This window comes from Microcystis wesenbergii NRERC-220 (assembly GCF_032027425.1).
Lineage (GTDB): Bacteria > Cyanobacteriota > Cyanobacteriia > Cyanobacteriales > Microcystaceae > Microcystis > Microcystis wesenbergii_A.
In genome coordinates this window covers 1937481-1957200 of the sequence record NZ_JAVSJA010000001.1, presented here as the reverse complement: position 1 = coordinate 1957200, position 19720 = coordinate 1937481, and the positions used below count along the sequence as shown (strand labels likewise).

18 protein-coding genes and 2 pseudogenes are annotated in these 19720 nt (G+C 44.5%); 6 read left to right on the top strand and 14 right to left on the bottom strand.

Going from position 1 to position 19720, the window contains the following annotated elements; genetic code table 11:
• Positions 1-77: 77 nt before the first annotated feature.
• Entirely contained in the window at positions 78-959 is an 882-nt protein-coding gene (locus RAM70_RS09495) for a universal stress protein (protein ID WP_312673453.1), read from the top strand.
• Positions 960-1363: 404 nt separating this feature from the next.
• On the opposite strand, the gene arsC is transcribed toward RAM70_RS09495, so the two are convergent.
• From arsC to RAM70_RS09475, 4 genes are all read right to left on the bottom strand, one after another.
• A complete protein-coding gene (arsC, locus tag RAM70_RS09490; RefSeq protein WP_150978491.1) occupies positions 1364-1762 on the bottom strand; it encodes an arsenate reductase, glutathione/glutaredoxin type in 399 nt (132 codons plus the stop codon).
• 23 nt (positions 1763-1785) lie between these two features.
• The gene (gene arsH / locus RAM70_RS09485; RefSeq protein ID WP_287999682.1) at positions 1786-2433 is read right to left on the bottom strand and encodes an arsenical resistance protein ArsH; all 648 of its coding nucleotides are present in this window, start codon (positions 2431-2433) and stop codon (positions 1786-1788) included.
• A 9-nt stretch (positions 2434-2442) separates the two neighbouring features.
• Entirely contained in the window at positions 2443-3588 is a 1146-nt protein-coding gene (gene arsB, locus RAM70_RS09480; RefSeq protein WP_045358618.1) for an ACR3 family arsenite efflux transporter, read from the bottom strand.
• A gap of 125 nt (positions 3589-3713) precedes the next feature.
• Complete coding sequence (locus RAM70_RS09475; protein WP_002802329.1) at positions 3714-4052, bottom strand: ArsR/SmtB family transcription factor; 339 nt, start codon at positions 4050-4052, stop codon at positions 3714-3716.
• 174 nt (positions 4053-4226) lie between these two features.
• On the opposite strand from RAM70_RS09475, the gene psb30 reads away from it, so the two are divergent.
• Positions 4227-4346 (top strand): photosystem II reaction center protein Ycf12/Psb30, encoded by a 120-nt coding sequence (gene psb30 / locus RAM70_RS09470; protein ID WP_002736367.1) that lies wholly within the window; start codon positions 4227-4229, stop codon positions 4344-4346.
• Between the two features lie 556 nt (positions 4347-4902).
• Here the strand turns inward: psb30 and RAM70_RS09465 are convergent.
• From RAM70_RS09465 to RAM70_RS09445, 5 genes are all read right to left on the bottom strand, one after another.
• Complete coding sequence (locus RAM70_RS09465) at positions 4903-6207, bottom strand: ABC transporter substrate-binding protein (RefSeq protein ID WP_045358620.1); 1305 nt, start codon at positions 6205-6207, stop codon at positions 4903-4905.
• Positions 6208-6691: 484 nt separating this feature from the next.
• Complete coding sequence (gene ctpA, locus RAM70_RS09460) at positions 6692-7930, bottom strand: carboxyl-terminal processing protease CtpA (protein WP_312673446.1); 1239 nt, start codon at positions 7928-7930, stop codon at positions 6692-6694.
• 191 nt (positions 7931-8121) lie between these two features.
• Positions 8122-9201 (bottom strand): class II fructose-bisphosphate aldolase, encoded by a 1080-nt coding sequence (gene fba / locus RAM70_RS09455; RefSeq protein WP_045358622.1) that lies wholly within the window; start codon positions 9199-9201, stop codon positions 8122-8124.
• A 132-nt stretch (positions 9202-9333) separates the two neighbouring features.
• Positions 9334-10461 carry an aldo/keto reductase gene (locus tag RAM70_RS09450; protein WP_312673443.1) on the bottom strand — a complete coding sequence of 376 codons (1128 nt, stop codon included), beginning with the start codon at positions 10459-10461 and terminating at the stop codon, positions 9334-9336.
• A 385-nt stretch (positions 10462-10846) separates the two neighbouring features.
• Positions 10847-11347 carry a bifunctional nuclease family protein gene (locus RAM70_RS09445; protein ID WP_045358624.1) on the bottom strand — a complete coding sequence of 167 codons (501 nt, stop codon included), beginning with the start codon at positions 11345-11347 and terminating at the stop codon, positions 10847-10849.
• Positions 11348-11836: 489 nt separating this feature from the next.
• Between RAM70_RS09445 and rpsD the strand changes: the two genes are divergently transcribed.
• Positions 11837-12445, top strand: coding sequence for a 30S ribosomal protein S4 (gene rpsD, locus RAM70_RS09440; protein WP_002798058.1), 609 nt, complete (start codon positions 11837-11839; stop codon positions 12443-12445).
• Positions 12446-13228: 783 nt separating this feature from the next.
• Here rpsD and RAM70_RS09435 read toward each other — a convergent pair.
• The 4 genes from RAM70_RS09435 to RAM70_RS09420 all read right to left on the bottom strand — a co-directional run bounded on the left by RAM70_RS09435 (position 13229) and on the right by RAM70_RS09420 (position 15334).
• Complete coding sequence (locus RAM70_RS09435; protein WP_312675872.1) at positions 13229-13531, bottom strand: transposase family protein; 303 nt, start codon at positions 13529-13531, stop codon at positions 13229-13231.
• 37 nt (positions 13532-13568) lie between these two features.
• Positions 13569-14060 carry a helix-turn-helix domain-containing protein gene (locus RAM70_RS09430; protein WP_312673442.1) on the bottom strand — a complete coding sequence of 164 codons (492 nt, stop codon included), beginning with the start codon at positions 14058-14060 and terminating at the stop codon, positions 13569-13571.
• 138 nt (positions 14061-14198) lie between these two features.
• A complete protein-coding gene (locus RAM70_RS09425; protein ID WP_152606991.1) occupies positions 14199-14678 on the bottom strand; it encodes a hypothetical protein in 480 nt (159 codons plus the stop codon).
• Positions 14679-14716: 38 nt separating this feature from the next.
• Positions 14717-15334, bottom strand: a complete 618-nt coding sequence (locus RAM70_RS09420; RefSeq protein ID WP_152606992.1) for a hypothetical protein — start codon at positions 15332-15334, stop codon at positions 14717-14719.
• A 185-nt stretch (positions 15335-15519) separates the two neighbouring features.
• Between RAM70_RS09420 and RAM70_RS23130 the strand changes: the two are divergent.
• A pseudogene (locus tag RAM70_RS23130) lies at positions 15520-16133 on the top strand (ISAzo13-like element transposase-related protein).
• A 15-nt stretch (positions 16134-16148) separates the two neighbouring features.
• Complete coding sequence (locus RAM70_RS09405; RefSeq protein ID WP_312673437.1) at positions 16149-16280, top strand: hypothetical protein; 132 nt, start codon at positions 16149-16151, stop codon at positions 16278-16280.
• Here RAM70_RS09405 and RAM70_RS09400 read toward each other — a convergent pair.
• A pseudogene (locus RAM70_RS09400) lies at positions 16260-17527 on the bottom strand (IS701 family transposase). The gene RAM70_RS09405 and the pseudogene RAM70_RS09400 overlap by 21 nt on opposite strands.
• Before the next feature lie 562 nt (positions 17528-18089).
• On the opposite strand from RAM70_RS09400, the gene RAM70_RS09395 reads away from it, so the two are divergent.
• Positions 18090-19484, top strand: coding sequence for a DUF2252 domain-containing protein (locus RAM70_RS09395; protein ID WP_312673436.1), 1395 nt, complete (start codon positions 18090-18092; stop codon positions 19482-19484).
• The last annotated feature ends 236 nt before the right edge of the window (positions 19485-19720 follow it).

Here is a 19720-nt window from a genome sequence, read left to right as displayed (position 1 = left end):
CTAGGGATGCGGGGCGCATTTCTTCACCTTTTTAGCTATTCTTAGGGAAGAATAACCGAATTGCTAGGGGTTAATTTATGTTCGAGCGCGCTTTGATCTGTACAGATCTTTTCGATGGTCTCCATCGTCTTGTCCATTGTGTGCCACACTTAGCCCTGAGCGGCTTAAAACAAGTTATCTTCCTCCACAGTATTCCGGTTTGGGAACAACCCACCCTAGCTGCCGTAGATCAAGGAAAAATTGACGCGGCTAAAGAAAAATTATCCCCAGCTTTAGCAAATATTCCCGACGGTATGACAGTTAGTCTGGAAATCTCTAACCGTCGTCCCGTGGATGCCGTGCGGGAAATCCTCGCCCATCATTCTATCGACGTGATTTTGATGGGAAATCCCCGGCGCGGCGCTGTCCAAGAAAAATTATTCGGTAGTACCAGTTTAGCGATCGCAGGTATTACCGATATTCCGCTGCTGATTTTCCGACCGCAATTATTATCAGTTTATACTCACGATGAATTAGCCCTGCGCTGTCAGCATCTCTGGAAACATTTATTAATTCCCTACGATGGCAGTCCCGACGCGATTTATCTAATTGAACAGATGGAAAAATACGCTCAAACCCGCGCCCCTGGGTCTTTTGAGCAATGCCTCCTCGTCCGGGTAGTGGAAAATATCAGTCGCGATCCCGGTGTCACCGAATCTCGTTTAAATGATGCCCGTCGGGAATTAGAATCGGTGCAAGTGCGACTAGAAAAACTCGGTTTGCAAGTACAGAGCCAAGTGCGACAAGGAACACCTGTATTAGAAGTTTTGACGGCAGCAGAAGAAGATGACATCAGTGCCATCGCTGTGGCCACCTGCCATCGTTCCAATATGTTGGAATGGTTAGCCGTGCGTCGAATTAATGAAGATATTCTTCATCAACTGTGGTTCCCCTTATTATTTTTCTCACCGAAGGGATAGACTGGAAAAAAGACCCTCTTGGGGATAAACCACAAAGGCATAAAGGACACAGAGAGGAAGACAGATTCGAACGCTAAAATCTATCACACAAACGACAAGAGAGCCGAAAATTTTTGGGGAAAATTAACTTAAGTAAGTAGTTATAATTAAATTAAAGATAGATTTTGCCTCTGATCTCCGCTGCCCCCCCCTAGGGTTGATTCATAGTAGGGTTGATTCATAGTAGGGTTGATTCATAGTAGGGTTGATTCATAGTAGGGTTGATTCATAGTAGGGTTGATTCATAGTAGGGTTGATTCATAGTAGGGTTGATTCATAGTAGGGTTGATTCATAGTAGGGTTGATTCATGAATCAACCCTACCCAAACTCCTTGATAAGGTGGGGATCTGAAAACTTTTAACAACTACCTACTTAACTGCTCGATTAATCCGACAACTTTAGCCTTAATTTCATCGCGAACTCGGCGAAAAGTTTCGATGGGTTGACCATCGGGATCATCAATTAACCAATCCTCGAAAATTTCCTGTAAAACCCATCCTTCCGGCAGATTGACACCGCAACCACATAGGGAGATAACGGCATCGTAATCTTCAGGATTAAAATCCCTAATTGATTTGGAAGTTTGGTCAGTAATATCGATACCAATTTCCCCCATAACTTCGATTGCTCCGGGGTGAACTTTGGCCGCTTCTAATCCGGAACTTGTGACGGCAATTTTACCCGCGCCCAAAGTTTTAGCGAAACCTTCGGCGATTTGGGAACGACAGGAATTTTTTCTACAGGCAAACATAACTTTTTTCATGATTTTAACTCCTAGAAATTGATTTAATTAATAGCTTTATGGGCAATTGTGGCTATTTCTTGGGCGGCTTTTTCTTTCCTTTCACTATAGCGATCAGTCAGATAATCTACCTGATCTCGCAGGAGAATGGTAAACTTATAAAGTTCCTCCATCACATCAATAACCCGATCTCGATAGGGGGAATCTTTCATCGTGCCATCCTCGTGAAACTCCTGATAAGCTTTAGCCACAGAAGATTGATTAGGAATAGTAAACATTCGCATCCAACGACCAAGAATTCGCAAAGTATTAACCGCGTTAAAAGATTGGGAACCTCCGCTTACTTGCATGACTGCTAAGGTGCGGCCTTGGGTAGGTCTAACCGCACCAATACTTAAGGGAATCCAATCAATTTGGTTTTTGATGATGCCACTAATATTGCCGTGAAGTTCGGGAGATGACCAGACTTGACCCTCAGACCATTGACTTAATTCTCGTAATTCTTGCACCTTGGCATGAGTATCGGGAACACTGCCATAAATCGGCAATTCACGGGGATCAAAAAAGCGCACTTCTGCCCCAAATTCAGTGATAATTCTGGCCGCTTCTTCTGCTAATAAACGACTGTAGGAACGTTCCCGCAAAGAACCATACAGAAAAAGAATTCTCGGTTTGTGAGTCGATTGGATCATGGTGAATAATTATTTATAAGAACTCAAGCAACGAGGATCGAGAAGGGTGGCTTTTTCTGGATCTCTGGGAAACCAAAAGGCGGTTTTTTTACAGAATTCTACCAACATTAACATCACAGGTACTTCAATCAATACCCCCACTACTGTCGCTAAAGCAGCCCCCGAATTCAATCCGAATAACATCACCGCAGTGGCGATCGCTACCTCAAAATGATTACTAGCACCAATTAAAGCAGCGGGAGCGGCATCTTCGTAAACTAAATTGAGTTTGAGAGCGGCCACATAACTAAGAAAAAAAATCAGATTAGTTTGAATAAAGAGGGGAATAGCAATCAGGAAAATATGCAGGGGATTACTGACGATTAAATCGCCTTTGAAAGCAAAGAGGAGGATTAAGGTTAACAATAAGGCAGTGATTGCCACAGGACTGAGATAGTGAAGAAAACGCGATTCAAACCAGGCCCGTCCTTTATGTTTAAAAATCCAGTGACGGCTATAGATACCAGCAATAAGCGGTAAACCAACGTAGATTAACACAGAAAAAACAATGGTCTGCCAAGGGACTACAAAATTATTAGCCGCCAGTAACCATTTACCTAGAGGAGCGTAGAGAAAAAGCATCGCTAGGGAATTGACTGCTACCATAATTAGGGTATGACCCTGGTTACTGTAAGAAAGATAGCCCCACATCAAGACCATGGCCGTACAGGGTGCAATTCCTAGTAAAATAGCTCCAGCAGTGTAGGAACTAGCTAAACTTACCGTCTGTCCTCGGATAATCTCCGTTTGACTCAACCAAGGCAGAAACAGCCAGCCGAGAAAAAATTGAGCCAGCGCCACCATGGTAAAGGGTTTGATCAGCCAATTAACCACTAAAGTTAAAATAACTGGTTTGGGAGTACGGGCAGCCCGAAGAGCCTGAGAAAAGTCGATCTTAACCATGATCGGATACATCATGAAGAAAAGACAGATGGCGATCGGAATAGAAACGTTATAGATACTCATGGCATCTAAAGTCTGCGCTACGTCCGGAAATAACCGACCGAGGGCAATTCCCGCCAAAATACAGAAAATAACCCAAAGGGTAAGATATTTTTCAAAAACACTAAGGCTACCACCAGCTTTGGCGGCTTTAGGATTGATTTGATTAGTCATCGCACAAAGGTGGAAAGGGAATAATGGGAGATTGGGCAACCCATCTTTATTATTTCAAAAAAAGTTGATATGTCAAGGGTAAAAGCCATTTATAAAGCTTTAATATTTCTAAAAATCTTGATTGGTTACTGATTTTCCTCACAGAAACGAGCGGGGACGAGGGCGGCAAAACGACGATATTCCGATAGATATTCTTCTAGGAGAAGAAATTGAGATAGATTCAGGCTGTAGTAGATCCAACGACCCTCTTGACGACTACGGACTAAATTGGCTTCTTTTAGCGTTTTTAGGTGAAAAGATAGTTTAGATTGGGCGATATCGAGATGGTCGCGCAGTTCACAGACGCATAATTCCTGATGTCGCAACAGTTGCAGAATTTGCAGTCGCAGGGGGTCAGAGAGTGCCTGAAAACCAGTATAAATCTGGGTTAACGAGTCGGGAGATGTGGCCAGAGAGTTGAACATTGAGATTGCCCCTAGTGGGAAGGAAATAGGAAAGCGGGAAAATTCAGAATTGCAACAAAACTTTATGTATTTTTGTATCGAATCAGGAAAACCGGCGAATCATCCCCTGTATGATAGACAATGGTTTTGACCAGATTAGCCCTTAAAATCATTGTAGACAGGTTAGGAGACATCATGGAATTATTTGCGGCTCTCAATTTAGAACCCATTTTTCAACTCACCTTCGTGGCGCTAATCATGTTAGCTGGCCCCTTTGTCATTTTCCTACTAGCTTTTCGTGGTGGCGACCTATAAAAACCGCCTCCCCCCATTGTTATTCGTGCTTTTTTGACTTCTCTCCTCTTTAGGGAGAGATTTTTTGTCTAAAAGACAGGATCTTGATCGGAAAAGCTATAAGCAAAAATTATTTATTGACTCCAGAAACTTGAGAATATTTAAATTAACATTCCGCAATATTTACAAATTCTTAAAAATTAATTGAGAAAGATTTTTATTTAACAACGATGTTATGATGGTAACAGCGATTTTACTGAATTTCACAATGGCTTATCCTTTGCTTTTTTGGGCAGCAATGGTTGAAACCCTTACCACACCTAGAAGGTAATCCTCATTAAGACAGGTAAATGAGTCAATTTCACCCACAACGATGATCTTTTTTTTGTGTAGTTTTATTGCAAAAAAAAAGTTTTTTTGACAAAAAGCACAAAGTGTGCTGCTGTCAACGGACTTCGTGGGTGTTGAGGGGAGAGAGGAGCGGGGGTGTGGGGAGAATAAAGCTGCCTTTTGCCTCCTGCCTCCTGCCTTTTGCCTTTTGCCTCCTGATTATTGATTACTGATCACTGATCACTAATTACTGATTGGGTGTCACCTTATCAATAACCTTGAGAGTGCCGTCATCCTTAACAGTCCAGACATCGTAACTACCGACCACATCGCCATTTTCATCGATATCCACATTGCCACTGGCCCCCTGATAGTTAATATCCTCGCCTTTGCGAATCATTTCCATGGCTTGACAAGCATCGGTTACTTCCGTCCCCGGACCGTTAGCCACCTCACGAATCTTGCTTTGAATCCCTTCACCTGTGTTAGATTTAGCCGCCTCGGCTGCTAACATCAATAAAATCGCCGCATCCCAAGTATGGGGAACAAAAGCGGTGACATCCTTGCCGGTTTTTTCTTTCCAGAGAGTCGTAAAAGCGCTTAAAGCTTGACCGTCGGCCCCAGGGACCGTGCCTAGGGCGCCAGCAATAATTGACTTACCATCGGTTCCTTTCCCCACCTGTTTGGTGAAATCTTCCGAATAAACCCCATCGGTGAGGAGGACGGTAACTCCTTTGGTCAATCCCTGTTTATAGGCCGCTTGTAGTAATAAACTGCCCGTTTCAGCGTAAAGGACTGCCGCTACAGCATCCGGTTGGTTAGCGAAGGCAGCCGCCGCTTCACTATCGAGAGTGGCAGCTTTCGGGTCATAACGGACGGGATTTTGCTTATTAGTGATAGTGCCGCCTAATTTATCGAAAGCGCTCACGAATTCCCGTTCAAATCCGACTCCGTAATCGTTATTGATCACGACGGTTCCCACATTTTGAAAACCCTTTTTCTTAGCTAGGGCCGCTAAAGCTTGAGCTTGGTAGGTGTCTGGGGGAGCCGTCCGCGCCCAAAAACCTTGAAAATCGCCTTTTTTCGCCCTGTCAGTAAATACGGGACTGGTGCTACCCGGAGAGACTAACATAACTTTATTTCTCACCGCCACATCGACGGCTGCTCCCGAGACGCTACTGGCAAAGGAACCGATCACACCGGCTACTTTATCCACCTCCGCTAGTTTCGTCATCGCTGAAGCACCGGCGGCGGGGTCGGTTTGGTCATCTTCTTTCACGAGGGTGACGGGTTTGCCATTGACTCCACCACAGGCATTGATAGTCTCCACCGCTAGGGCGGCTGCTTCGGGCATATTTTGACCAATAGCGGCTAAATCTCCGGTAATGGGCAGTAAGGCCCCTAATTTTAAGCCTTGATCACTGGGGCCAGTGGTGGTGGGACTAGAGGCAGTGTTATCTGGGGTTTTGGCATTATTACAAGCGGTTAAAAAATTAGCTAAGAGGCTGATGCTCAGGGTTAGGGCTAGGGGCGATCGAATATATCTCTGCATGGCAGTAAAATCAAGGATGAGTCAAGGTTGCAAGACTGAAAGGCCCGGACTGGGAAAATTCTAATCGATGTTAGCATTCTCTTAAAATCAAACAGGTTTCCATCTTAATTAGATATTGATGGAAAAAATGGCTAATTTGTTCGATCTATGCCGTCGGGTGTGGGGAAGTGGGGAAGTTTTTTCAGTGTTGCCAAAGGCACGGCGTAGCCGTCCAGTAAACAGTAAACTGAAAACGGTTCTTTTTGTTTGTGTTAGGCAATAAACAGGGCTATAAGGGATAAAACCCTTATATATAAAGACATTGATGCGATCTTTGTCAATTGTTTTCCCACTCTAACGAACTAATCAATTAAGTCTCTTGCCAGATAAGGATTTAGTCGATTTATGCCACCCGATCGAACTATACCAAGTAACGAAGAATCCTGAAAACTCGCATCTGATAACTGGTAACTGATAACTGGTAACTGATAACTGAAAACCCCACTTAGGAAGCTTTGGCTAAAATGGTCTTCTGGTTTAAAAACTGAATCGCCGTTTGGTATTGACTATCTTTTTCGGTGCCGATTTCCTGATATGTGATCGGTTCCTGTGCCACCACTTGATCGGGCATAATTCCTAACTTATGAATATCATGGTGGCCGGGAGTTTCATATTTCGCCACGGTAATCGCTAATCCTGCCCCATCGGGTAACTCGAATAGGGACTGAATTAATCCCTTACCGAAAGTCTTTTCTCCCACTAAAACCCCCCGTTGATTGTCCTGTAATGCTCCGGCTAAAATCTCGCTGGCACTGGCGGTTCCCTGATTGACTAAAACGACTAGAGGCGCATCGGTTAAAGCATTGCCAGCAGCGGCAAAACTGTCGGCAATTCCCTCACGATTAACCGTGTAAACAATCGTTCCCTGATTAATCCACATCCGGGCGATTTCTATACCCGCTTGCAGTAAACCACCGGGGTTATTTCTTAGATCTAAAATATAACCCTTGGCTCCTTGTTTTTGTAGGTTCGTCACTGCTTCCGAGACTTCTTTAGCAGCGTTAGCACTAAATTGATTTAAGCGCACATAACCGATGGGCAAGGAACTAGAATTTTTATCCAAAACCGCTACCACTGGACTTAAAGAAATGCGTTGACGGGTTAAAGATAGGGTTTTTGGTTGACTTTTTTGATCGGGAAGAATCACTAAGGAAACTTCTGTTCCGGGGGTCCCACGCATTTTGGCCGCCGCTGCATCGAGAGTTAAAGTAGTGGTATCGATGCCATCAATAAACAAAATGCGATCGTGGCTAGTCAAACCAGCAGCCTCAGCAGGAGAACCGGCAAGGGGGGCAACCACTTCTAAGTAACCATTGTCGGGATTGATATTAATTTGCAGTCCTACCCCCGATAATTCCCCCGTGGTGCTAATTTGTAGGTTATGGTATTGATCCGGTCGCAAGAGACGGGTAAAAGGTTCATCGAGAGTGGCTAACATCTGTTCGATCGCATTATAGGCCGCCGTCCGATCGTTGAGGGGTTTTTTGATGAATTGTTCCCGCACCTGCCACCAGTTTTGATGATTAAAGGTGTCATCATAATAAGATTGGTTGACTAATCGCCAAGATTGTAGTAGTAATTTTTGTTCTTCGCTAAAGGCGGCTGCTGTGGGTGTCCATGCCATCCAAGTTAGACAAAACCAAAATCCCACCAATAATCCCGCCCACAACGATTTTTTTCTCATCTTGCTTCTCTTATAAATCCAGTGCTGATCTGCTGATTATTTTCAGTATAGTCTTTTCTCTGAAATCGATTCTTATCTGGTAACTCTTTCCCTTGAAGGCATTCCCATAAAAAAGAGGGTAGTTATGGTTAACTACCCCAAAAAATTCTACTAGATCGGCGCTATTAAGCGATCGCTTAATTGTTCAGCCACTAGACAGCCACAACTTTTTTGCTGACTTGGGTTAATTGCCCTTTAGCATATTTGGCTGCGTAGTCATCGAGGGACATTTGTTTGATTTTGCTGGCGTTACCGGCGGTACCAAATTGTTGATAGCGATCAGCACAAACTTTCTGCATATAGGTGATCGAGGGTTTCAGGAAGAAACGGGGATCAAACTCTTTCGGGTTGCTGAATAGTGCTTCCCGAACTGCGGCGGTAATTGCTAAACGGCAGTCGGTGTCGATATTGATTTTACGCACACCACTCTTGATGCCTTTTTGGATTTCTTCCACGGGAACACCGTAGGTTTCAGGGATAGCGCCACCGAATTGGTTGATTAATTCGAGGAGATCTTCAGGAACTGAGGAAGAACCGTGCATGACCAAGTGAGTATTGGGTAAGCGGCTGTGAATTTCTTCAATGCGGCTAATAGCGAGAATTTCGCCGGTGGGTTTGCGGGTAAATTTGTAAGCGCCGTGGCTAGTACCAATAGCTACTGCTAAAGCATCTACTTGGGTTCTTTCGACGAAATCCACCGCTTCATCGGGATCGGTTAACAGCATCGAGTGATCTAATTCTCCCTCAAAACCGTGGCCATCTTCCGCTTCTCCTTTACCGGTTTCTAAGGAACCTAAACAACCGAGTTCTCCTTCCACACTAGCACCGATCGAGTGGGCAACTTTTACTACTTCAGCAGTAACGTTAACGTTGTACTCGTAGGTGGCGGGAGTTTTAGCATCCGCTTCTAAGGAACCATCCATCATGACACTGGTGAAACCGTTACGGATCGCCGAGTAGCAGGTGGCGGGTTCATTACCGTGATCTTGGTGCATCACGATGGGGATATGAGGATAGGTTTCCACCGCGGCGGTGATCAAGTGACGCAGGAAGTTTTCCCCTGCATATTTGCGCGCACCGCGAGAAGCTTGTAGGATAACGGGGCTATCGGTGGCTGCCGCCGCTTGCATGATCGCTTGGATCTGCTCCATATTATTTACGTTAAAAGCGGGGATGCCATATCCGTTCTCAGCCGCGTGATCCAACAATAACCGCATGGGGACGAGTGCCATATCCTTTACTCCTTAATCTATTTCTTGTTTTTTGTCTCTTTAAATTCAAGAAAGTTAATTCTCTTACCTGTTAATCTTAAGATAGTTTTTACACTTTGACGATCCCCAAAAAAAATTTTTCCCAGTTTCGTCCTAAGATGACCACAATCTCCGTTGCGCTGGTCCCTTAAGTAGTTCGTGTGTATCAAATAGCAGCCGGGGAATCGGCAATTTTTCCGGGCAGCGAGGTAAACAATCGCCGCATTCAGTACAATTATTCGCCTTGCGTCCGGGGAACCAGTGACCGGCATTTTCCAGCATTCGATAGCGATACTGGCCAAAATCGGTCATTTCGTAAGCTACTGCCAGATTCCGCAGTCTCAACACTTCAGGGATATTAATATTTTCGGGACAGGGTAAACATTGATAACATTGGCTACATAAATCTGTAGCCAATTTATCGGTTAAATGTGCCTCTAAACGTTTAAAAACGGCAATTTCTGCCGCATCTAGGGGCTGATCTCCTTCGCATACGTTGATAATTGCCTCTAATTCCTCTGGTATCGCTGCCCCGACGCTGAGGGTAGTAATGCGCGGATCGCTCAATAAAAAGCGATAATTTAGCTCTAGGGGTGAAAAAGGGGCGCATAATTCCTCTAGCTTCTTAGGAGGTCTGTGGAGACCACCTCCCTTATCAGCAGGGGAAATAATAAACACACCCATGTCCTTTGCTCTGGCTAAAGCGATCGCCGGTTGCTGTCTTTGCCAAAAAAAATAGTAATGGATATTGACAAAAGCGAAGAAATCTGTATTGATCGTCTCCAGAATAATTTCTAGGGGTGCATGGGTAGAAAAGCCAATATGACCGATTTTTCCAGCCTCTTGGGCCATAAAAACGGCTTTCATGCAGCCTTGCGGGTCTTTAATCCAGTTTAAATGCTCGCGGGTGTTAATACCGTGAATTGCTAGACAATCGAGGTAATTTAATTGTAATCGTTCTAGGGATTCGGCGATCGCTTTTTCCATAGTCTGGCGATCAGCAGTGGGAACCAATTTCGTGGTCAGATAAACCCGCTCCCGCACCCCTTGACGCTGCAGGTAGCGACCGAGAAAAACTTCGCTATTACCGTAACCTCTGGCCGTTTCTAGGTGATTAATCCCCAATTCTAAGGCGCGATCAACTGTTGCAGTAAACACCGACTCTGAGGACAAACAGCGCATTGTCCCCAGGGAAAACAGCGAAAATTGCCAATTAGTACGGCCAAATCGTCGATAACGCATTGATTCAGTTATCAGTTATCAGTTAGAAGCTTTTGAAGGCAAGAGGCAACAGGCAAGAGGCAAAAGACAGAATCTGACAATTCTCCTACCTAAAAAGAAGGTTAGAAACTAAGCACATCAAAGCTTTTAGCTTAACCAATTAGGTCTTAGATTCGGCCCTTGTTATCAGTTACCAGTTAGAAGGTATTGGGGGATGGGGTGATGGGGTGATGGGTGTGGGGTGTGGGGAGCGCCGGAGATGGGAGATCCGGAGAATAAATAAAAATAATCTCCTGACTACTGACTCCTATCTCCTATCTCCTGACTACTGACTCCTATCTCCTGACTCCTATCTCCTGACTCCTATCTCCTGACTCCTATCTCCTGACTCCTATCTCCTGAATTTTCACTGATCACTAAAATCACCGCGACGTTGGATTAGGTCTGAGGGGCTAAGATTGGAGACGAAATTGCGAAAAGCTTGACGTTCCTGCTCATCCGCGTCACGATCGACAGGGATAGAAGCGGAAGCGATCACTTCTTCCATTACCCAGACAGGACTGTTGGTACGCAGGGCAATGGCGATCGCATCACTGGGACGACAATCGATTTCTTTTTTGACTTCGCCGCGCTGGAGACAGAGAACAGCATAAAAAGTATTATCTTGGAGAGAATGGATGATAATCTTTTCTAAATCCATGTCCCAAGCTTTAAAAATATTAACGATCAAATCGTGGGTGAGAGGACGAGGGGGTTTTTGTTGTTCGAGGACGGTCATAATGGCCTTAGCCTGATCTTGTCCGATGTAGATAGGTAGGGCGCGACGCTCGGAACCATCCTTCAGCAGTACAATGGGACTGCGAGTGATAGCGTCTAGGGCAATTCCAGCGACTTTCATTTCGATCATGACTATGGCTTCTCCAAGATAGAGATTCAGCTAGGGAAGGAGTGGGAAAGCAACCTGAATAATATAGTGCTTCGCTACACTCACAGTATGCCCTAAGATGGCAGAGATTAGCCTCATCTTTAATGAAAAAAATACATCAGCTGCCGTCAGGCTTGAATCAGTGATCAGTGATCAGTAATCAGTAATCAGTGATCAGTGATCAGTAATCAGTAATCAGTGATCAGTATTCTCCGAGTCGGGAGTCAGTATTCTCCGAGTCAGTATTCTCCGAGTCAGTATTCAGGAGATTGCTTTTATTTATTCTCCGGCGCTCCCATCTCCGGCGTTCCCCACACCCCACACCCCACACCCCACACCCCACACCCCATCACCCCACACCCCATCACCCCATCACCCCACTTCCCACTTCCACATCTGCCCATCTAAATTACTTAATTTGTGCTATGATAATAGTTTTGGGATAAATTTAAATAGGAGCAGACTGTCTGTATGTCTCGTTATAGAGGACCGCGCTTGCGCGTTGTGCGTCGTTTAGGGGAATTACCCGGCTTAACCCGTAAAAATGCCCGTCGTGCCTATGCACCCGGGCAACATGGCCAGGCCCGCAAAAAACGTTCAGAATATGCCATTCGTCTAGAAGAAAAACAAAAACTGCGTTTTAACTATGGTGTCAGCGAGAAACAATTAATTCGCTATGTCCGCAAAGCTCGCCGGGCTACCGGTTCCACCGGTCAGGTGCTGCTGCAACTCTTAGAAATGCGTCTGGACAATACTGTTTTCCGTCTCGGTATGGCCGGGACAATTCCGGGGGCGCGACAATTAGTCAATCACGGTCACGTCACTGTTAACGGTAGAGTTGTGGATATTGCCAGTTATCAGTGCCGTCCGGGTGATGTGATTGGAGTTAGAAATCAAGAGCGTTCCCAGGATCTCGTCAAAAGAAATATGGAATACCCCGGTTTAGCCAACCTGCCGAGTCATTTGGAATTTGACAAAAACACCCTCGTGGGCAAAGTGAATGGCGTTGTGGAAAGAGAATGGATTGCCCTCTCGATTAATGAACTGTTAGTAGTGGAATACTACTCTCGGAAAGTCTAGGAAAAAAGCCTTTTCCAGATACCTTGAGGACGCAATTGGCAGCGTCCTTATTTTATTCGCTAAATTTAGTATTTTTGATTGTATATAGGGCTGGCTGAATATCAGTGTAACCCTTGCTATAAAAGGGTTTTGCGACTTTTTTAGTCAAAAAAGTGCCAGAAACAAACGTTGAGAAATCGAAATAATTGTGCCTCCCTACTTAGAAGCTGTTTGAAAAGTTAAAGGAATGCCTAACCAGCTTGAGATTTAGGCTTTAATCGTCGAACCATTAAATGTACCATAGCAGCAAGTGCGAAACGTTTAGGCATGAAATAGGGCTGAAATGCCTGAAATAACCGGCTAGTAAGGTATTCAGTCCCCCGACTGAATCTAAAAGGTCAACCCTGACCAACCTTATAACTGTTTATATGTCCCGACATTTAGTATCACCCGATACCAAACTAGGCAAGGGGACTCAAGGTCAATACACTTGTAATAAATCTCTACAAGTTGAGAGTAACGGCGATAGCCACCCCCAATCTCAGAAATCACAACTCTGGGATTGAAGCGGGGAACGGAAGGCCACAGAGGTGTAACCTAACACCAGAAACGAGACCACTGCCAACCATCCAAGATTAGGCGTGAGCCGAATGTCCGACTTGAACCATCGTAAATGCTAAGCAGTGAAATAGGTTGACACACTGCGTTCAAAGAACAAGGGGAAAAGTAAAAGACTAGACTTGTTGCTCCCATAAGAAAAAGCCGAATGAATTGTTTTGTGAGAAGTTCAGCTGGCTTCTCCTTTTAATTAATGCTTATGCTGCCGCACCCATAAAAATTCCATAATCCACAAGCCGTTAAGATTAATTGAGCATCAAAATTAGCTACACGATTCCTATAAATATCGGAAACTGCACGGTATCTTTTCACCCCAGAAAAAGCATTTTCACCCACAACTCTTTCTTTGGCTAGTTCTCGATTTTCTTGTTTTTGTTCTGCTGTTAACTCTCCTCCCTTCGGTTTTTTGTGGGGCAAACGGATATTTACATACTGTTTTTGCACTCCCTGAAATCCTGAATCAACCAAGACTGGGATTTGAGCAGGGATGCCGCCAATTAAGTCTTCTTGTTCTTGTATCTTTTTATCATGGGTTTTTCCGCGCTTTCCTAGGGGTTAACAGCAAAATCCTCTTGTCTTCTGCACTAGCTGCTAGGTTTTTTCGGGTGCATCGCTTTTTCTTTCCTGAGTAGTTCTCTTTCTGTTTTTCCGCGTCTTTGGGACGAGCTATCGGTATGAAGGTCCGAGGGACTATCACTTCTTTCACCTCTGGAAAATGTTGGATAAATTCCTCGAGCCTCTCGATTTTTCTAAGGGGCAGTACCTTTTTTTCTCCTAAAACCTTTTCTAAAATTGGTTGTAGGCGATGTACCCATCTATTCGCTTGTGAGCGGTCAAAATCGAACCATACTGCCGCCAAGTCAAAGGTTGGATAGCACTTGAAGTAAAACAGGATATAGAATAATTTCTCTTTGATGCTTTGCAATCTAGCTTTCCTGCCAGCTCCGATTTTTCTTTTTCTTGCCTTTTCCCTGTTGTCTGCTTCCGCCAAATACACCTGTTCAAATTTCTCTAACAAGGTCTCAAACGCTCTTCTATTGAGTCCTGTGGTCGCTCTCAAGAGTCTATCTTGATGCAATATTCGGCCAATGTTCAGCATTCAAGGGGATATCCAATCATTGTTTCTTCCCCATTATGCCACTATTACGCAACAAGTCTATTGTGTACGGATTTTTCGGAGAGCATAGTAATCTGACACTTTCCAGTCAACAGGAAAGTTTTCGCTGCTAAAACTCCACGTCTTTTGATTTTTTAATAGATCAGAAAAATGAGCAAGTTGGTCTTGCAAGTCTGTAAAAGAGCCGATATTTGTGCTTAAGGATTGTCCTTTCCATTGCCGAACTCCTTGTGCTGCGCTAAAAGGAATCGGATAAGCCTTAACTTTTCCTTGACCAGGATATGCATACTCCAAAGTCTTTTCCGCTTTATTTGGAGTAAATACGATTAAATCATCCTCAGAAGAAAATTGATAGGCAAAACAAGTCCATTTCTCACCATTTGAATTCCCAATTATTTGACCGATCAGTATTCCTATATAATATTGAGAGTATGGAGGTTCTGGAGAGTCTGGTGGCTCCGATTCCCAGAAAAACACACAAAAGATACTAATTTGTCCAGAAGGGAATAAAATGGGCATACACTTCGTTGATACTGCAAAAGCAGAGTAATTTTTGCTCAATGGGTCGAAGTCAATTTTCTCCAAAAAAGCAAAAAAATGTCGTGAGGGTCATCTAACAAAGTAATACTCAGAGTCCAATCATTATCATAAACAAAGCCAAGACCCAATTCGCAATCTCGAAGAAAACCTACCTCGACCCATTTCTTATAAATAGCTCTTGCGTTATCACTAAGGCGAGCAATCGCATTCTTCAATTCTTTCATGGAGAATGTTGTGCTTTCTGCCAGTTTAGCCATCTGTGATGAGAATGAATCAGCAATACTTAAAAAATCGAGATCGCCAACCTTCAAACCTACATCATGGGCGTAGTAATATATTTTACGCAAAGCATCAAAGTCTTGAATAACAGTGCGAAATCGTAGCAAATCCTCAGATTCCTGTGTAGAATCAATGCTATTCAATGAAGCTATTGATAACCAGGGAAATAAATCACTCCAGTTTGCTATCCAAACACCCAGTGGCGTATATTGACCATCGTTCGTATTAGATGTGGTTTCAGCTAATGCCAGAAAATTGGAGCTAATTGCTTCTATCAGTGGCTCATCCACACTATTTTCACGAATATTACTTGGTCCTATAGACGGAAAAGGTGTACTAAGGTGATTTCTGCTCAAGAAGATACCTGATAGATTAAAATAGGGGAAATGGCGAGTAGGAAAGAAAAAAATGGTGTCTATGCCAGAAGATACAGCCTTAACCCCCTCTCAAATCGAAGACTTACGTTTTGCAGCTAAAAAGATGACGGGAGCTTCTCGGCGAGCCTTTCAAGGGAGGATTTGTCAAAAGTATTTTGAAGGGAATGCCAGAAAAACGGAAAAAATCTTGGGTTGGGGGCTCCCGAGCAGTCCAATGGGGATTAGAAGAACAAAGAAGCGGAATAATATGTGTTGGGCGACAGTCAACTCATAGTGGAGCGAAAAAATGGGAAGAGAAACAACCCGAAGCTGCCGAGTCTTTAAGAAAAATAGCCGAGTCATACGCACAACAAAATCCAACATTTAATAACCCCATTGCTGATACTCGACTGACGGCTTCTGAGGCGAGAAAACAATTAAAATTATTGGGATATAAAGAGAGTCAAATTCCTTGTCTAAGCACAAGGGCAGTGGTGTTAAATAGAATGGGCTATCGGTTAAGAAAAGTAGTAAAAGCTCAACCTAAAAAAAAATCCCAGAAACCGATGCTATCTTCTTAAACTTAAAGAAAAGAGATGAAGAAAATTCGGAAAAAGTGAAGCGGATTAGCATGGACTGTAAAGCGACAGTAGAACTGGGAGAATATTACCGTGGCGGCAAAACCAGAGGAAATAATCAGGCTCAAGATCATGATTTAGGAGAAAAAGAAAAATCTATTCCCTGTGGCATTGTTGATGAGGATAAGGGACAACTTTATCTTAACTTTGGAGGTTCTTAAAAAACGAGTGACTTTATGGTAGATAGTCTATATCAATGGTGGGAAACCCTGAGGGAAACCGAAAAACAAGCAACAGAAATTATTCAAATAAAAATGGATAATGGCTTAATGGGACTTAAACAAATTTTAAGCCCAAACAAAGCCTAAACTGGCTTTGTAAGCGGCAAACACATCCAGATTCTCGGTCAGCCACTCAAAGAAACGGAAAGACATCGCTGTCCGAAAAGCTTCCAAGGCTTCCACAAAAGTGTTTAAAGGTCGATTCGCCCACCGCCTTTGCAATCCCCCAGTTAACTTATGCCACAAGATAAATGTATAGGCACAAAACCCCAAGATAAAATGACGAAGTAAGCTTCGTTTATCCCTGACTTGATATTCTCTTAACCCTAACCATCCTTTGGCTTCTCGGTAGAATACTTCCACCCAATTTCTTTCGGTGTAAGTCCTCACTATCCACGACGCTGTTACTGTATCTGCCTCAACTACATTGGTCATGAAATAGTCCACCTCTGTAGCTTTTTCAATTGAACTTGCATTCATGACGATAGCCAAGTTCCTTTCTCCTTCTAGTTGAGATATTTTCGCTCTGAATACCGCTACCCAAACCGGTTTTTCTCGCTCTAGCTGAATAGTTATTTTCTCAAAATCCCCTTCTGATAAGCTTTTTGCTAGTTGCTCAAGCTGGATTTTTTCTTCTCCACCCCCTTCTTTTTCAATAATTACTTTTCGATTTTTGGCTACTCCTCCTAAGTATTTTAGCTTTCTTTCTTCTAGGGCTTTTAGAAAACTCGTGTTGTTGCCATAGCCAGCATCAATTAACACAATTTTCGGTCGATAGCCTCTGGTTAAGCTCCGGTCAATTAAATCTATCGCTATCTCTGGTTTCTTCTGAAATTCTTTGTCTTCTTTCCCCTCCTTTAAAGAACTAGCGTGTTGATAAATTTCAATGTCTAGCGGTACACTTTTTTTGCCGTCATAGAGATGAGTAGTTACGGCGACTATTCCGTTGTCTGTGGGAGCCAATTTCTCCCAGGTACTGCCTCCCAACTCCGGCGGTCAGATTGCCGCTTTTTCGATGTCCTAAGTCATCGACAATCAGGGAAAATCCTCGGGGGATTTGCGTCTGGCGGCATTGGTTCATCACTTGCAAGCGACATTCATTTACCTGACGGTCTGACCAGGGCGATTCGGTCAAAAAGTGATGTAATCGGTTATAAACTACTCCGACGGCATTATTGGCCATTTGAGGGAGGTTTTTCCTCTCACTTTCCCCTAATAATCCTCCTAAATATTGTCTGAAGCCGTTTTTTTGCGCTTCGTTTTTGAAGCAATTGTCAAACCGTCCACACCATCGGTCAAAGCAGGGGGGCATCGCTAGGGGTTGTCTCTTTCATCGCCGATTTCTCAACGTTAAGTGCTTATTCTGTAACGATTATACTCGATTGGACTTTTGTTGAGCGTTTAAGTCCCATTATACCCTCAGTTATCTTTTGTTATCGTTTGAGTCCCGTTAGCGGTAGCGTAACATGAGCCGGACACTTATTCTTAGTTGTGCTTCGCTGTTCTGTGCTCGCCTTTGTTTCATCCCTTCGGTAAAACCGACGATCTTCACCCGACATTTGAGATAAAATTTTGTTACGAGCATTCCACGAGCAATTTTTGCTCAAGATACAATCGAAATAGCCGGGCTGCCATTGGGCTAAAAGTTAAGCAAATTTAAGAGATAGCCATTTCAGAAAAAAATGTGTGATCGATAATGTTGATCTTCCCCAGATAAGAAGCGAGTGAAGATTAATTGTTGAACCGAGCATCAGAAGCTATCTCTACAGGAGGAAATGTTAGAAAGTTATCCCAGAAGGGGAACCATCACTATTGACTTATCTATTTCCTATTGCTTGTCTTCATTTAGTCATCTAACAGCAAGGGATGTAATCTCATTCAGGGGAAAAAGTCGCTATGAACCACCAAATAGAAACCCCTATCCGCTCACCTTCTCAAGCTCGATTCCGTTCACGGGAAGAACGCATCCAGATCGGTAAATCCCTGCGGGAGCGATTGCCGCGTTCTAGCCACGCTATCTGGCAACCCCCCGCAGCCGGTCGGGAGCCGATCGAGATCATCGAAGCATCAAATCGGGGGCGATTACAGGAATTGATTCCCATCCGCTACGGGCGTATGTTGCGGAGTCCCTTTACCTTCCTGCGCGGTTCCGCTGCTTTGATGGCCTACGATCTGGCCACCACTCCCAAAACCGACGTTATCGTGCAGGCCTGCGGAGATTGCCACCTCTTGAACTTCGGATTTTTTGCCACCCCCGAACGCAATTTAGTCTTCGATATTAACGATTTCGACGAAACCCTGCCCGCACCTTGGGAATGGGATCTCAAGCGTCTGGTGGTCAGCTTTGTCATCGCTGGCAGGGATAGCGATCTATCCGATCGAGAATCGAAGGCGGCGGCGATCGATTGCGCTCGTTCCTATCGGGAACACCTGCGGGAATATTCTCGCCTCAGTCCGTTAGAGGTGTGGTACACGCGCATAGGAGTGGAACAGGTGATCGAGATGGCCCCCGACGAAAAGACGCGGAAGATACGGGAACAGATGATGACAAAGGCCCGCGAGCGCATCATCGAACATCTCTACCCCAAGATCGTCACCCAAAGCGGGGGACGCAATCGCTTTGTCGATCAGCCGCCCATTCTCTACCATGTCAACGAACCGGATTGGGAGACTCTCGTGCGTGAGGGTCTGGAAGACTATCGCCAATCCCTGCCGGAGGAACGCCGGGTCCTGTTCGATCGCTACCAGTTAGAGGACTTTGCCCTGAAAGTGGTGGGCATTGGTAGTGTCGGCACCAGATGTTATATCGCCCTATTGTTCTCGGAAGATAACCATCCCCTCATCCTACAAGTTAAGGAGGCTTGCCCTTCGGTTCTGGAACCCTATACCGCCAAGAGCCAGTATGAAAATCAGGGACAACGGGTGGTTACAGGCCAGAGATTGATGCAATCCTCTAGCGACATATTTTTAGGCTGGACCCAGGGAAGACGGGGCAATAACTTCTATTTACGGCAACTGCGGGATATGAAGTTTTCCCTACCCATTGAGGGAGTATCGGCCGTCCAACTGCAACGCTACGCCGAGTTCTGTGGCTGGACCTTGGCCCGCGCCCACGCCAAATCTGGAGATGCGGCCACCATTAGCGGTTATTTGGGGAAAGGAGATCAGTTCGATCTAGCGATGGGAGAATTTGCGAGCGCTTATGCGGAGCAGACAGAACGAGATCACGCCGCTTTGGTGGAAGCGGTCAAAACAGGACGGGTCGAGGCTTTGGTAGAAGAAGATTTATAGCATTAAGCTATCAGCCTGTTATTTCTCGACCTTACAATGGGCGCAAGCGTTGCGCCCCTACATTGCACCTGGTGTGATTGGTGGGGAAGTTCAGCCTGAACTTCCCCATACATATCTACTACAATAGCCGAACACCCTTATCCATCAATGGATACACCCATTAACTTTTCTTAATGTACCCATGTTTATTGTAATATTTTTTTATTGACAGGGATGGAGCATATTTGCTAGGCCAG

Coding starts and splice junctions, on each gene's coding strand:
- RAM70_RS09495 (WP_312673453.1), top strand. CDS start 78: ATGTTCGAGCGCGCTTTGATCTGTACAGATCTTTTCGATGGTCTCCAT.
- arsC (WP_150978491.1), bottom strand. CDS start 1,762: ATGAAAAAAGTTATGTTTGCCTGTAGAAAAAATTCCTGTCGTTCCCAA.
- arsH (WP_287999682.1), bottom strand. CDS start 2,433: ATGATCCAATCGACTCACAAACCGAGAATTCTTTTTCTGTATGGTTCT.
- arsB (WP_045358618.1), bottom strand. CDS start 3,588: ATGACTAATCAAATCAATCCTAAAGCCGCCAAAGCTGGTGGTAGCCTT.
- RAM70_RS09475 (WP_002802329.1), bottom strand. CDS start 4,052: ATGTTCAACTCTCTGGCCACATCTCCCGACTCGTTAACCCAGATTTAT.
- psb30 (WP_002736367.1), top strand. CDS start 4,227: ATGGAATTATTTGCGGCTCTCAATTTAGAACCCATTTTTCAACTCACC.
- RAM70_RS09465 (WP_045358620.1), bottom strand. CDS start 6,207: ATGCAGAGATATATTCGATCGCCCCTAGCCCTAACCCTGAGCATCAGC.
- ctpA (WP_312673446.1), bottom strand. CDS start 7,930: ATGAGAAAAAAATCGTTGTGGGCGGGATTATTGGTGGGATTTTGGTTT.
- fba (WP_045358622.1), bottom strand. CDS start 9,201: ATGGCACTCGTCCCCATGCGGTTATTGTTGGATCACGCGGCTGAGAAC.
- RAM70_RS09450 (WP_312673443.1), bottom strand. CDS start 10,461: ATGCGTTATCGACGATTTGGCCGTACTAATTGGCAATTTTCGCTGTTT.
- RAM70_RS09445 (WP_045358624.1), bottom strand. CDS start 11,347: ATGATCGAAATGAAAGTCGCTGGAATTGCCCTAGACGCTATCACTCGC.
- rpsD (WP_002798058.1), top strand. CDS start 11,837: ATGTCTCGTTATAGAGGACCGCGCTTGCGCGTTGTGCGTCGTTTAGGG.
- RAM70_RS09425 (WP_152606991.1), bottom strand. CDS start 14,678: ATGCCCATTTTATTCCCTTCTGGACAAATTAGTATCTTTTGTGTGTTT.
- RAM70_RS09405 (WP_312673437.1), top strand. CDS start 16,149: ATGGTAGATAGTCTATATCAATGGTGGGAAACCCTGAGGGAAACCGAA.
- RAM70_RS09395 (WP_312673436.1), top strand. CDS start 18,090: ATGAACCACCAAATAGAAACCCCTATCCGCTCACCTTCTCAAGCTCGA.